This is a genomic window from Pseudomonas sp. DP-17 (assembly GCF_022380625.1).
In the GTDB taxonomy this organism is placed as follows: Bacteria; Pseudomonadota; Gammaproteobacteria; order Pseudomonadales; family Pseudomonadaceae; genus Pseudomonas; species Pseudomonas nitroreducens_A.
On record NZ_JAKSXG010000013.1, the window covers coordinates 111,066 to 123,273 of the forward strand.

9 protein-coding genes are annotated in these 12,208 nt (G+C 65.6%); 2 read left to right on the forward strand and 7 right to left on the reverse strand.

All coding sequences use genetic code 11. The features are described 5' to 3' along the window. Positions 1-3: 3 nt before the first annotated feature. Together MJ122_RS20785 and MJ122_RS20790 are read right to left on the reverse strand one after the other, a co-directional pair. Positions 4-1,794 carry an acyl-CoA dehydrogenase C-terminal domain-containing protein gene (locus MJ122_RS20785; protein WP_239745897.1) on the reverse strand — a complete coding sequence of 597 codons (1,791 nt, stop codon included), beginning with the start codon at positions 1,792-1,794 and terminating at the stop codon, positions 4-6. Positions 1,795-1,796: 2 nt separating this feature from the next. Continuing rightward, positions 1,797-3,032: a 3-hydroxyacyl-CoA dehydrogenase gene (locus MJ122_RS20790; RefSeq protein ID WP_239745898.1), complete on the reverse strand. Its 1,236-nt coding sequence runs from the start codon at positions 3,030-3,032 to the stop codon at positions 1,797-1,799. A 104-nt stretch (positions 3,033-3,136) separates the two neighbouring features. On the opposite strand from MJ122_RS20790, the gene MJ122_RS20795 reads away from it, so the two are divergent. Then, positions 3,137-4,036 carry a LysR family transcriptional regulator gene (locus MJ122_RS20795; RefSeq protein WP_239745899.1) on the forward strand — a complete coding sequence of 300 codons (900 nt, stop codon included), beginning with the start codon at positions 3,137-3,139 and terminating at the stop codon, positions 4,034-4,036. Between the two features lie 91 nt (positions 4,037-4,127). On the opposite strand, the gene MJ122_RS20800 is transcribed toward MJ122_RS20795, so the two are convergent. From MJ122_RS20800 to hslO, 5 genes are all read right to left on the reverse strand, one after another. Beyond that, positions 4,128-4,730, reverse strand: coding sequence for a nitroreductase family protein (locus MJ122_RS20800; protein ID WP_088420127.1), 603 nt, complete (start codon positions 4,728-4,730; stop codon positions 4,128-4,130). Between the two features lie 142 nt (positions 4,731-4,872). Further along, a complete protein-coding gene (locus tag MJ122_RS20805) occupies positions 4,873-6,372 on the reverse strand; it encodes an NAD(P)/FAD-dependent oxidoreductase (protein ID WP_239745900.1) in 1,500 nt (499 codons plus the stop codon). A 133-nt stretch (positions 6,373-6,505) separates the two neighbouring features. Next, positions 6,506-8,431 (reverse strand): ATP-dependent DNA helicase RecQ, encoded by a 1,926-nt coding sequence (locus MJ122_RS20810; protein ID WP_239745901.1) that lies wholly within the window; start codon positions 8,429-8,431, stop codon positions 6,506-6,508. A 196-nt stretch (positions 8,432-8,627) separates the two neighbouring features. Beyond that, positions 8,628-10,169 carry a phosphoenolpyruvate carboxykinase gene (locus MJ122_RS20815; RefSeq protein WP_239745902.1) on the reverse strand — a complete coding sequence of 514 codons (1,542 nt, stop codon included), beginning with the start codon at positions 10,167-10,169 and terminating at the stop codon, positions 8,628-8,630. 168 nt (positions 10,170-10,337) lie between these two features. After that, positions 10,338-11,231 carry an Hsp33 family molecular chaperone HslO gene (gene hslO / locus MJ122_RS20820; RefSeq protein ID WP_088420121.1) on the reverse strand — a complete coding sequence of 298 codons (894 nt, stop codon included), beginning with the start codon at positions 11,229-11,231 and terminating at the stop codon, positions 10,338-10,340. A gap of 118 nt (positions 11,232-11,349) precedes the next feature. Between hslO and MJ122_RS20825 the strand changes: the two genes are divergently transcribed. Continuing rightward, positions 11,350-12,150: a phosphatase PAP2 family protein gene (locus MJ122_RS20825; RefSeq protein ID WP_239745903.1), complete on the forward strand. Its 801-nt coding sequence runs from the start codon at positions 11,350-11,352 to the stop codon at positions 12,148-12,150. Positions 12,151-12,208: the final 58 nt, after the last annotated feature.

The window sequence follows — 12,208 nt, forward strand, 5'->3', positions numbered from 1 at the left end:
GCATCAGAAAGCAAAGTGCTCCGCATCCAGCCCCATCAGGCAATCCGCTCCACCCAGCAGGGCTTCGCGGTGCATGCTGGCGCGCGGCAGGATGCGCTTGACGTAGAACTCGGCGCTGGCGAGCTTGGCGCGGTAGAAGTCCGCGTCGCCCTCGCCGGCCGCCAGCTTCGCCTGGGCCACGCCGGCAGCCTGCACCCAGAGTCCGGCGAGCAGCACGTAGGAGCAGTACTGCAGGAAGTCCACCGAAGTAGCACCGATTTCCTGCGGGTCGCGCTGGCAGGCGGCGATCACGTCGTCGGTCAGGCTGCGCCACTCCAGCAGGCGTTGGCGCACGGTTTCCGCCAGGCCCGCCAGTTCAGTGCGCGCACCGACGGTTTCGCAGACAGCCACCAGTTCGCCGATCAGCGCGCTCAGCTCCGCACCGCCGTCGCCCAGCAGCTTGCGGCGGATCAGGTCGAGCGCCTGGATGCCATTGGTGCCTTCGTAGATCTGGGTGATGCGGCTGTCGCGCATCAGCTGCTCCATGCCCCACTCGCGGATGTAGCCGTGGCCGCCGTAGACCTGCACGCCAAGGCTGGAGACCTCCTGGCCGACATCGGTGAAGAACGACTTCACGATGGGGATCAGCAGCGCCGCGCGCTTGCTTGCCGCCTTGCGGGCGTCCGCCTCGGGATGGCCGTGCTCCAGGTCCAGTTCGCGGGCGCAGAGCGCGGACACCATCCGGCAACCTTCGGTGAGGGTCTTCTGGGTCAGCAGCATGCGCCTTACATCCGGGTGGACGATGATCGGGTCGGCGGCCTTGGACGGCTCGGCTGCACCGGTCAGCGCACGGGATTGCAGACGTTCGCGGGCGTAGGCCAGCGCGCCCTGGCAGGAGCGCTCGGCAATACCCAGGCCCTGCAGGCCGACCTGGAAGCGCGCATCGTTCATCATGGTGAACATGCACGCCAGGCCCTGGTTGGCCTGGCCGATCAGCCAGCCGGTGGCGCCGTCGAAGTTCATCACGCAGGTAGACGCGCCCTTGATACCCATCTTGTGCTCGATGGCGCCGCAGCTCAGGGAGTTGCGCGCGCCCGGTGTTCCGTCGGCGTTGGCGATGAACTTGGGCACGAGGAACAGGCTGATGCCCTTCACCCCGGCCGGCGCATCCGGCAGGCGCGCCAGTACCAGGTGGACGATGTTCTCGGAGAGGTCCTGCTCGCCGCCGCTGATGAAGATCTTGCTGCCACTGACACGGTAGCTCCCGTCCGCCTGCGGCTCGGCGCGGGTGCGCAGCAGGGCCAGGTCGGTGCCGGCCTGGGGCTCGGTGAGGCACATGGTGCCGCTCCACACGCCGCTGACCATCTTCGCCAGGTAGTCGCGCTGCAACTCCGGCGCGCCGTGCTTGTACAGCGCCAGCACCGCGCCTTCGGTCAGGCCGGAATAGACGCGGAAAGACAGTGACGCGGCCATCAGCATCTCATGGAAGCTGGCCGAAACCATCTGCGCGAAGCCCTGGCCGCCGAACTCGGTCGGCCCGGTCATGCTCGCCCAGCCGTTGTCGCAATACTGCCGGTAAGCCTCTCGGAAACCCTCCGGGGTAGTGACTTCGCCGTTGAGCAGGGTTGCGCCCTGCTCGTCGCTGTTGCGGTTCAGCGGGGCGACCACTTCGCCGGTGTAGCGCGCGCCTTCTTCCAGCACGCCGTCGATCAGCTCGCGGTCGAGGCCGTTGCCCAGCAGCTCGCAGTGGGCACTGACATCGAACAGCTCGTGAAGGACGAAGCGCATGTCGCGCAGGGGTGCCTGGTAACTCATGTTCAGTGCTCCTGTTTTACGTCGGCGAAGCGGCCATTGGCGGCGGCCAGGCGCTCGATCAGCGCGGCCGGCTGCCAGTGCGCGCCGTGCTCGCCGGCCAGGTCACGCAGGCGTGCCAGCACGCTCTGCAGGCCCTGGGAATCGGCCCAAGCCATTGGGCCGGACTTGTCCTTGGGGAAGCCATAACCATTGAGGTAAACGGTGTCGATGTCGGCGCTGGTAGAGGCGATGCCTTCGTCGAGGATCTTCGCGCCTTCGTTGACCAGCGCCAGCAGGCAGCGCTCGAGGATTTCCTCGGCGCCGATTTCGCGGCGCTGGTAGCCCAAACGCTCGGATTCGCGCACTACCAGGGCGTCGACTTCCGGGTCGTGCTCGGCCTGGCGGCTGCCCGGCTCGTAGTGGTAGAAGCCGTTGCCACTCTTCTGGCCGAAGCGGCCCATCTCGCACAGGCGGTTGTCCACCTGCACGGTCGGCGCGTCCTGGCCCTTGCCGGCCAGCTCGCGGGCGCGCCACTCGAGGTCGATGCCGACTACGTCGAACATGCGGAACGGCCCCATGGCGAAGCCGAAGCCCTGGATCGCTGCGTCCACCTGGTGCGGCAGCGAGCCTTCGAGGATCAGCCGGCGCGACTCCTGGACGTACTTCTCCAGCATGCGGTTGCCAATGAAGCCATGGCAGTTGCCGGCCACCACGCTGACCTTGCCCATGCGCTCGCCCAGTTCCAGGGCTGCTTCGAGCACGGCGGGAGCGGTCTTCGCGCCGCGCACGATCTCCAGCAGCTTCATGATGTGCGCCGGGCTGAAGAAGTGCAGGCCGAGCACCTGGGATGGCCGCGAGGTCACTGCGGCAATCGCGTCGACATCCAGGTAGGAGGTGTTGGAAGCCAGGATCGCCGAGGGTTTCAGCGCCGCATCCAGCTCGCGGAAGATCGACTGCTTGAGCTCGAGGTTCTCGTACACCGCCTCGATCACCAGGTCCACCTCGCGGATCGCCGCATAGTTCGCCACCTGGGAGATGCGCGCACGGCGGCGGGCGGCTTCGGCCTCGTCGATGCGGCCCTGGCGCACGTTGTGGGCGTAGGTATCGGCCACGGCGCCGAGGGCCTGGGTGAGCATCTGCGGGTTGTTGTCCAGCCACAGGACCTGCACGCCGGCGTTCGCCAGACACATGGCAATGCCCCGGCCCATGGTGCCGGCGCCGATGACGGCGGCGCTGGCGATGCGGATGTTCTGGCTCATGTTGTTCCTCTTGTCAGCCTGAAACGCTCGTTTGAAGACCACTCACCTTAGGGAAGGCGGTACTATTTTTGAAATTTTGAGTTGTGATAAGTGGCATTCAGCCGATGAATATGAATACCTTCGACCTCAACCTGCTGCGGGTGCTGGATGCGCTGCTGCGCGAACGCAACGTCTCCCGTGCGGCGGAGCGCCTGTCGCTGAGCCAGCCGGCGGTGAGCAACGCGCTCAACCGCCTGCGTGAACTGCTCGATGACCCGCTGCTGGTGCGCGTGGGCCGTGCGATGCAGCCGACGCCGCGGGCACTGGAGCTGGAAGCGCCGATCCGCGACGCCCTGCAGCGCATCGGCCAGAGCCTGGCCGGCGGCGATACCTTCGACCCGGCGCGCAGCCGTCAGCGCTTCACCCTGGCGCTGACCGACTATGCCGAGGCACTGTGCATGCCGCACCTGCTCCAAAGGGTGGGGGCATTGGCTGCGGGCATTGGCCTCACGATCCAGCACCTGACCCCGACGCTGCCCGCCGAGGCGCTGGACAAGGGCAACCTCGACCTGGTGCTGGGGCGCTTCGAGGAGCTGCCGGCACGCTTCCAGCGCCGCCCCTGGGCGAGCGAGACGCTGCGCCTGCTGGCCCGGCGCGGACATCCGCAGGTAGACGGCGGGATCGATCTGGAGACCTTCCTCCGCCAGCGGCACCTGTGGGTCTCCGGCGGGCAGACCAAGGGCATGGTCGACCAGTGGCTGGCCAGCCAGGGACTCAAGCGGGAAATCGCCTACACCACGCCGAACTACCTGCAGGCGGCGCACCTGGTGGCAACCACGGATCTGCTGACGGTGCTGCCGACACGGCTGGCCCTGTACTTTGCCGAGTTGCTGCCGTTGCAGGTCTTGGAGCTGCCATTCGACGTGGGGCAGTTTCACCTGGAGCTGGTGTATCTCGCCCAGCGCGAACGGGATACGGCGTTGCAATGGCTGATCGAACGGATAGCGGACTCCGCTCCCGAGTAATACGAAGCACGACGTAGGATGGGTGGAGCGGAGCGATACCCATCCTACGAAGAGCAAGAGAAAACGCGCCCGGAGGCGCGTTTCGTGAGGATCAGAAACGATCGCGAATGATCGTCTCTTCCAGCGGCAGTCGGCCGATGCGCGGTTTAGCTTCCACCGCCTGTTTGCCCACGGCGATCATCAGGCCGATCACATGGTTGGCCGGCAGGTTGATCAGCTTGCCCACGGCGTCGAAGTCGAAGCCGACCATGGGAACGCTGTCCAGGCCGCGGCCACGGGCGGCGAGCATCAGGGTCTGGGCCACCAGGCCACTGCTGCGCATGGCTTCGTCGCGCTGGGTCTGCGGTTTGCCTCTGTAGTAGCCGTCGATGGCGCCGACCATGTAGTTCTTCACTTCAGCCGGGGCGCCGTCCCACACGCGTTCGGCGTTCTTCTCCCAGCTGTCGACCTGCGCGCAGACGATCACCAGCATCGAGGCGTCGGTCATCTGCACCTGGTCCCAGCCGGCTTCGCGGATTTGTGCACGCAGCTGCGGATCGCTGACTTCCACCAGGCGCACGTGCTGCAGGTTGAAGGAGGTGGGAGCGAGCAGCGCCTGCTGCAGCAGGGCGTCCTTCTCCTCGCGGCTCATCACGTAGGAAGTGTCGAAACCACGAATGGAACGGCGGCTGCGGATGGCATCTTCGATCAGCATGGAAAAATCCTCTGGCTGGCATGGACGGGAATGGCGCGCATGGTAAGCCGGGAGGACGCTGCGTTGCAGAGCGGCGTATCGATAATGTCTATCCAGACTGTCGATGAAACGGCGCCCGTCACCTCGAGCGCCGTCGCGAGTATCAGCTCTCCAGCGCTTCCACCGGTGCCGCCGCGGCGTGGCGCTGCTTGGGCGAGGTGAAGCTCAGATAACCATCCTCGACCTTGCCGAAGCGCAGCAGGGCGAGGTCCAGCGCGTAGTTCTGGTAGAGCTTCCACGGCGTGCGGTCGCCCTGCTTGGGCATGCGGTCGGCGGCGCGCTGGATATAGCCGGAGTTGAGGTTGAGGAAGGGCTCTTCCTTCACCGAACCGTGCGTCTGGCGCGGCGTGCACTGGCGCATGCCGATGGCGTCGAGGTGGTTGATCAGGCGACAGAAGTATTCGCTGGAAAGGTCGGCCTTGAGCGTCCAGCTGGCGTTGGTGTAGCCGACGATGGCGGCGAGGTTGGGCAGGTCGCGCAGCATGATGCCGCGGTAGCCCATGCTCTGGGTGACGTCGAAGGGCCTGCCATCGATGGCCAGTTCCGCACCGCCGAACATCACCAGGTCCAGCCCGGTGGCGGTGACGATCACGTCCGCTTCCAGCACCTGCCCGGACTTGAGCAGGATGCCTTTCTCGGTGAAGCGCTCGATGTGGTCGGTGACCACCGAGGCGCGGCCCTGGCGCAGCGCCTTGAACAGGTCTCCGTCTGGCACGCAGCACACGCGCTCATCCCACGGTTTGTAGCGCGGGCTGAAATGGCGCATGTCGAAATCCTTGCCCAGCTGCAGGTTGGCCAGCTTGAGCATGAGCTTGCGCACCGCGCCGGGGAACGCCTTGGAGGCCATGAAGAAGATCATCTGCATGGTCACGTTGCGCGCCCGCGCCTGACGGTACACCCACTTCTCCGGCAGGAAGTGACGCAGGAAGTTGGAGATCGGGTCCTTCGCCGGCAGGGTGATCACATACGACGGCGAGCGCTGCAGCATGGTGACGTGGGCGGCCTTGTCGGTCAGCGAGGGGATCAGCGTGACGGCGGTCGCGCCGCTGCCGATCACCACGACGCGCTTGCCGCTGTAGTCGAAATTCTCCGGCCACAGCTGCGGGTGGATGACCTGCCCGGCGAAGCTCTCGCGCCCGGGGAAGTCCGGGGTGTAGCCGGCGTCGTAGCGGTAGTAACCGGTGCACATGAAGAGGAACTGCGCACTCATGCGCACCGGCTCGTCCTCGTCGCCACGCTGCACGGTGAGGTTCCAGCGCGCACTGGCGCTGTCCCAGTCGGCCTTGAGCACGCGGTGGCGGTAGCGCACCTTGTCCTCGACACGGTATTCGCGGGCGGTCTCGCGGATGTAGCTGAGGATCGACGGGCCGTCGGCGATGGCCTTGGGGTCCGTCCAGGGCTTGAAGTTGTAGCCCAGGGTGTACATGTCCGAGTCGGAGCGGATGCCGGGGTAGCGGAACAGGTCCCAGGTACCGCCCATGGCCTCGCGGCCTTCGAGGATGGCGTAGGACTTGCCGGGACACTGCTTCTGCAGGTGACAGGCGGCGCCAATGCCGGACAGGCCGGCGCCGATGATCAGTACATCCAGGTGCTCGACGGACATGCGGGGGCTCCTCGGCCGGTAGGCAGGCAGTGCCTGGTGAGTCTAGGAGGAATTTCCTCCCCTCACCCTACAAGGAGCCCCGCCGGCATCACGCCGACCTTTAGTCGTGCGTGGCCCCGACGTCTGCAGGCGATCACAGTTGCGCCTGCACCCAGTCGCGCACCTGGGCGTAGGGGTAGTCCTCCAGCGTCGCGTAGCCCGGCAGCGTGCGGGCGCGCAGGCGGGTGAAAGCCGGCACGCTGATGCCGCAGAGGAAGCGCGTCACGCAGTCGGCGCTGGGCGCAAGACCTCGGGCGCTGCGGTATTTCTCCAGGAAGGCGGCGCAGCGATTGTGCAGCGACTGCCCGTCCAGCGGCGGCAGCGCGGGCGGCTCCGGCAGCCGGGCGATGCGGCCGGCGCAGACCGAGCAGTGCCCGCAGTGGCGCGGCGCCTGCTGGTCGCCGAAGTACTGGGCCAGGCGCCAGCTCAGGCACTCCGCGCTGCCGAGCAATTCAAGCATGGCGCCGATGCGGGCGATCTCGCTGTCTTCGTGGCGCTTGAAGTAGCGGTGCAGTTCGTCGCTCAACTCGTCCACAGCGAAGGTCGCGTCGCGTATCGAGTAGACCTCGGTCATCTGCTTGCTTTCCAGCTCCACCCAGCCGCGCTCCTGGAAGTAGTCCAGCGCCTTCACCACCCGCGCGCGCTCGGCGCCGTGGCGGCTGTAGAGAGCATCGAAATCCAGTGTCGCCCAGGTCCTGGCGCGGGCCGAGGTGGTGAGGATGGCATCGACGAACTGCCGCCGCTCACCTTCGAAATGCCCCAGCAGCTCGGTGGAATCTATCAGAAGCTTGTAGCGATATTCGGCGAAATAGGCGAAACGCGGAGCGATGATGCCGCGTAGCTCCAGCTGCACCAGTAGTGTTTTCAGCGGCAGCTGGCGAATGTTTGACTGGTCGGACAATGGCACCAGCATGGTTTCCCACTGCGCGTTCGGCGCCTGGCGAATCTCCTCCAGCACCAGGCGGATGCCTTCGCGCTCGGGCGTGTCGCCGTAGACGAAGTTCTCCAGCACATTGAGGCTGTCGCGGTTGGCCAGCACCAGGCATTCCGAGCGCTGGCCGTCACGGCCGGCGCGGCCGATCTCCTGGCTGTAGTTCTCCAGCGACTTGGGCAGGTCGTAATGCACAACCTGGCGGATGTTGCTCTTGTCGATGCCCATGCCGAAGGCAATGGTGGCGACGATGCAGTTCAGCCGGCCCTCCATGAAGCGGCGCTGGATGCCCTCGCGCTCCGGGTGTTCCATCCCGGCGTGGTAAGCGCAGGCGGGAATGCCGCGCTCGGCCAGGTGCGCGGCGACTTCCTCGGCGGTCTTCTGCTGGGTGACGTAGACGATGGCCGGCTGCCCGGCGCGCTCGCCCAGCCACTGCACCAGCCGCGCACGGCGGGCGGCGCTGGCCACCGGCTCGACCTGCAGATCGAGGTTGGCGCGGTAGAAGCCGGTGGTGACCACATCAGTCTCGGCGATGGCAAATTTGCTGCGCATGTCCGCGATCACCGCCGGCGTCGCCGTGGCGGTCAGCAGCAATACCTGGGGTATGCGGAACTGCTTCTGGTAGTCCGGCAGCTTCAGGTAGTCAGGGCGGAAGTTGTGGCCCCATTCGGAGATGCAGTGCGCCTCGTCCACCACCAGCAGGGAAATCGGCACCTCACTGATGAAGTTGCGGAAGCGCTCGTTCTTCAGGCGCTCCACCGAGATCATCAGCACCTTCAACTCGCCGCTGCGCGCCCGCGCCATGGTCTGCGCGGTCTGCTCACGGCTCTGCGCCGAATCGATGCTGGCGGCGGCAATACCGTGACGGGCGAGGAAGGCCAACTGGTCCTGCATCAGCGCCAGCAGCGGCGAGACCACCAGGGTCAGGTGCGGCAACAGCAGCGCCGGCAGCTGGTAGCACAGCGACTTGCCCGAGCCGGTGGGGAAGATCGCCGCCGCCGAGCGCCCGGCGAGCACCGCACTGACCGCCGCCTCCTGGCCGGGGCGGAACTGGCGGAAGCCGAAGACGCGTTCGAGGGTGTCGTACATGTGGATAACTCCCTTGCCTGTCATGGACGATCCCGTGAGCCTAGGGACGTCCATTGTAGGAGCGAGCTTGCTCGCGAACAGCCCAACTCCGGTTCGCGAGCAAGCTCGCTCCTACGAAGAGCACCTTGGAGCAGGACCGTTCCGAGGCACCAATGAAAAAGCCGCCCGAAGGCGGCTCTTTCCAGAACGGGCTCGCTTACAGCTGCGGGCCGGCGTTCTTGATGGCTTCGCTCACGTCGAACTTCTTGAAGTTCTCGATGAACTTGCTGGCCAGGCCCTTGGCGGCTTCGTCGTAGGCAGCCTTGTCTTCCCAGGTGTTGCGCGGGTTGAGCAGGACGGTCTCGACGCCCGGAACGGCCTTGGGCACGTCCAGGTTGATGATGTCCAGGTGCTCGGTCTCGGCGCCGATCAGAGCACCGCTCTGGATGGCAGCGATCACGCCACGGGTGGTCGGGATGTTGAAGCGCTTGCCAACGCCGTAGCCACCGCCGGTCCAGCCGGTGTTGACCAGGTAGACCTTGGAGCCGAAGGCCTTGATGCGCTTGATCAGCAGCTCGGCGTAGACGCCGGCCGGACGCGGGAAGAACGGTGCGCCGAAGCAGGTGGAGAAGGTCGACTTGATGCCGCCGCCCGAACCCATTTCGGTGGAACCCACCAGCGCGGTGTAGCCGGACAGGAAGTGGTAGGCCGCCTGTTCGTTGTTCAGGATCGACACCGGCGGCAGAACGCCGGTCAGGTCGCAGGTCAGGAAGATCACGGCATTCGGTTCGCCGCCGAGGTTCTTCTCGGAACGCTTCTCGACGTTCTCCAGCGGGTAGGCCGCGCGGGAGTTCTGGGTCAGGCTGTCATCGGCGTAGTCCGGGGTGCGGTTCTCGTCGAGGACGACGTTTTCCAGCACGGCGCCGAACTTGATGGCTTTCCAGATGACCGGCTCGTTCTTCTCGGACAGGTCGATGCACTTGGCATAGCAACCGCCTTCGATGTTGAACACAACGCCTTCGCCCCAGCCGTGCTCGTCGTCGCCGATCAGGTAGCGGCTTTCATCGGCGGACAGGGTGGTCTTGCCGGTGCCCGACAGACCGAAGAACAGGGTCACGTCGCCGGCTTCGCCGATGTTGGCGGCGCAGTGCATCGGCAGCACGTCTTTCTCCGGCAGCAGGTAGTTCTGCACGCCGAACATGGCCTTCTTCATCTCACCGGCATAGCGCATGCCGGCGATCAGCACCTTCTTCTGGGCGAAGTTGAGGATCACACAGCCATCGGAGTTGGTGCCGTCACGCTCGGGCACGCACTCGAAGTTGGCGACGTTGAGGACCTGCCACTCTTCGCGGCCGGCCGGGTTGTACTGCTCGGGCTCGATGAACAGGGCACGGCCGAACAGGTTCTGCCAGGCGGTGGCAGTGGTCATCTTCACGGCCAGGTAGTGGTCGTGGGCCGAGCCTACATGGACGTGGGATACGAAGTGGTCCTGGGCGTTGTTGAAGGCCTGGACACGGTCCCACAGGGCATCGAACTTGTCGGCCGGGAACGGACGGTTGATGGCGCCCCAAGCGATGGAATCCTTGCTGCCCGGCTCTTCGACGATGAAACGGTCGGCAGGCGAGCGGCCGGTGCGGTGGCCGGTACGAACGACCAGCGAGCCGTTGTCGGCGAGTTCGCCTTCGCCGCGGCGAATGGCTTCCTCGACCAGTTGGGCAACGCTGATGTCGGTGTAAACGGCTTTATTGGCTTGCGTCATGTGGGTCCCCGTCGGCCGAAGCCGAGTCCTCCAAACATTGCGTAGTGACTTTCTATTCCCACTACCGCGGAAAAAAGTCGCGGGATTATGCCAGAAAAGAACTGTTCTCGTGCAGCCTCTGATCTGGCGAGAGCGCCATTGGTTCGGCTATCGGACAAATCGATGCGGTCAATGGCGGGTTTCTGACGGTGTCTGGCTTCCGCCACCCGAGAACAGCTGGGCAACGTCGGAGCCGTCGAAGCGATAGCGCTGGTTGCAGAACTGGCAGTCGATGACGATCTCGCCATCCTCCTCGGCCAGCAGGCGCTCGGCGTCTTCCTGCCCAAGACTGACCAGCGCGTTGGCCGAGCGTTCCCGCGAGCAACTGCAGCGGAACACCAGCGGCTGCGGATCGAACACACGGACGTCATCCTCGTGGAACAGGCGGTGCAGCACGGTGGCGTTGTCCAGGCCCAGCAGTTCCTCGGCGGTCAGGGTGTCGGCCAGGGTGGTGACGTGCTGCCAGGCCGCTTCCCGCGATTCCGCGTCGCGCTGGCGGTCGGCCGGCAACTGCTGCAGCAGCAGGCCACGGGCGCGACGGCTGTCGGCATTGAGCCAGAAACGGGTCGGCAGCTGCTCGGACGTGGCGAAATAGGTCGACAGGCAGTCCGCCAGGGTCGCGCCTTCCAGCGGCACGATGCCCTGGTAGCGCTTGCCGTTCTTCGGGTCGACCGTGAGGGTCAGCACGCCATGGGGCATCAGCTCGGCGAGGCCGGCGGTATCGCCAATGGCGTCCGCGTCGTAGCGGGCCAGGCCACGCACTTCGCGATCGCTGGAGCATTCGACCATCAGCAGCGGCACGGCGCCGCTGGAGCGCGCCTGCAACACCAGCAGGCCGTCGAACTTGAGGGTGCCGCACAACAGCGCGGCGGCAGCTAGCATTTCTCCCAGCAGCTGGGCGACCGGCTGCGGATAGGGATGCTTGGCCAGCACTTCGGCGAAGCTGCGTTCCAGCTCCACCAGCTCACCGCGAACATCGGTGTTGTCGAACAGGAAACGCTGACTTTGATCGATCTGAGACATGCTTGGCACAACGCTGCGATAGGCACAAATGAATGACAAGTTGATGGCAAAGGCCTATAAAGCGCGCTTTGCAGCACCCACCCACAATCGGGTGGTTCCGTAAGGGGGTATCGATTTTATGGACAAAACCACGCCGTTCCAAGCCACCTGGTCCTGGAAGCCCTTCATCGCCTGTCATCTGCTGGCGACTGTCCTGCTCCTGCTATGGCTCTGGGAGCCCGCTCGCAGCGCGATGGACCTGTTCGATTTCAGTCTGTTCAGCCTGCTCAACCAGCCACTGGCAACCCACGAAGCCTGGCGCCTGACCTGGGCGGTGGCGAGCACCCGACCATTCGACCTGCTGGTGGGCGTGATCCTGCTGCTGCTGCTGATCCGTGGCGATTGGATCTTCAAGGCCACCCAGGTCCGCGCGGCGACCTTCGGCTTTTTATGTGCGGCCGTGGTACTGGTGGTGGTGCGCATCCTCTACGCCAAGATTGCCCACAAGCTGGGCTGGCAGCACGCGAGTATCTCGGCCGTTGCGCCGGACGCCGTGCGCCTGGAGAATTTCTACCCGCAGTGGCAGAACACCGTGTTCGAGGTGAAGGACGAATCCGCTCGCAGCTTCCCCGGTGACCACGCCTCGGTGCTGTTGATCTGGGCACTGTTCCTCACCCTGTTCGCCCGCAACGCCCTGCAATGGGTGGTGATCTGGGGCCTGGCGCTGCTGTTCATGCTGCCGCGTCTGGTGGCCGGTGCACACTGGGGCCAGGACGACTACATCGGCGGCCTGCAGATGGCGCTGGTGGCCCTGGCCTGGAGCTGCTTCACGCCGTTCGCTGCGGTTGGCAGTGCCACCCTGATGCGTTGGACCGATCCGCTGTTCCGCCTGGCCGCGAGAATTCCGCTGGTCAACCGCCTGAGCGTCATCGCGGCCTGAGCCACTGGCCGGCGCTCCGCCTGGCGCGCGGGCCGTTGCTTTCAAGGCGAGCATCGGG

Excerpts from the sequence above, each read along its gene's own strand:
- MJ122_RS20815 (WP_239745902.1), bottom strand. The coding sequence starts at position 10,169 with ATGACGCAAGCCAATAAAGCCGTTTACACCGACATCAGCGTTGCCCAA.
- MJ122_RS20800 (WP_088420127.1), bottom strand. The coding sequence starts at position 4,730 with ATGCTGATCGAAGATGCCATCCGCAGCCGCCGTTCCATTCGTGGTTTC.
- MJ122_RS20790 (WP_239745898.1), bottom strand. The coding sequence starts at position 3,032 with ATGAGCCAGAACATCCGCATCGCCAGCGCCGCCGTCATCGGCGCCGGC.
- MJ122_RS20825 (WP_239745903.1), top strand. The coding sequence starts at position 11,350 with ATGGACAAAACCACGCCGTTCCAAGCCACCTGGTCCTGGAAGCCCTTC.
- MJ122_RS20810 (WP_239745901.1), bottom strand. The coding sequence starts at position 8,431 with ATGTACGACACCCTCGAACGCGTCTTCGGCTTCCGCCAGTTCCGCCCC.
- MJ122_RS20805 (WP_239745900.1), bottom strand. The coding sequence starts at position 6,372 with ATGTCCGTCGAGCACCTGGATGTACTGATCATCGGCGCCGGCCTGTCC.
- MJ122_RS20795 (WP_239745899.1), top strand. The coding sequence starts at position 3,137 with ATGAATATGAATACCTTCGACCTCAACCTGCTGCGGGTGCTGGATGCG.
- MJ122_RS20785 (WP_239745897.1), bottom strand. The coding sequence starts at position 1,794 with ATGAGTTACCAGGCACCCCTGCGCGACATGCGCTTCGTCCTTCACGAG.
- hslO (WP_088420121.1), bottom strand. The coding sequence starts at position 11,231 with ATGTCTCAGATCGATCAAAGTCAGCGTTTCCTGTTCGACAACACCGAT.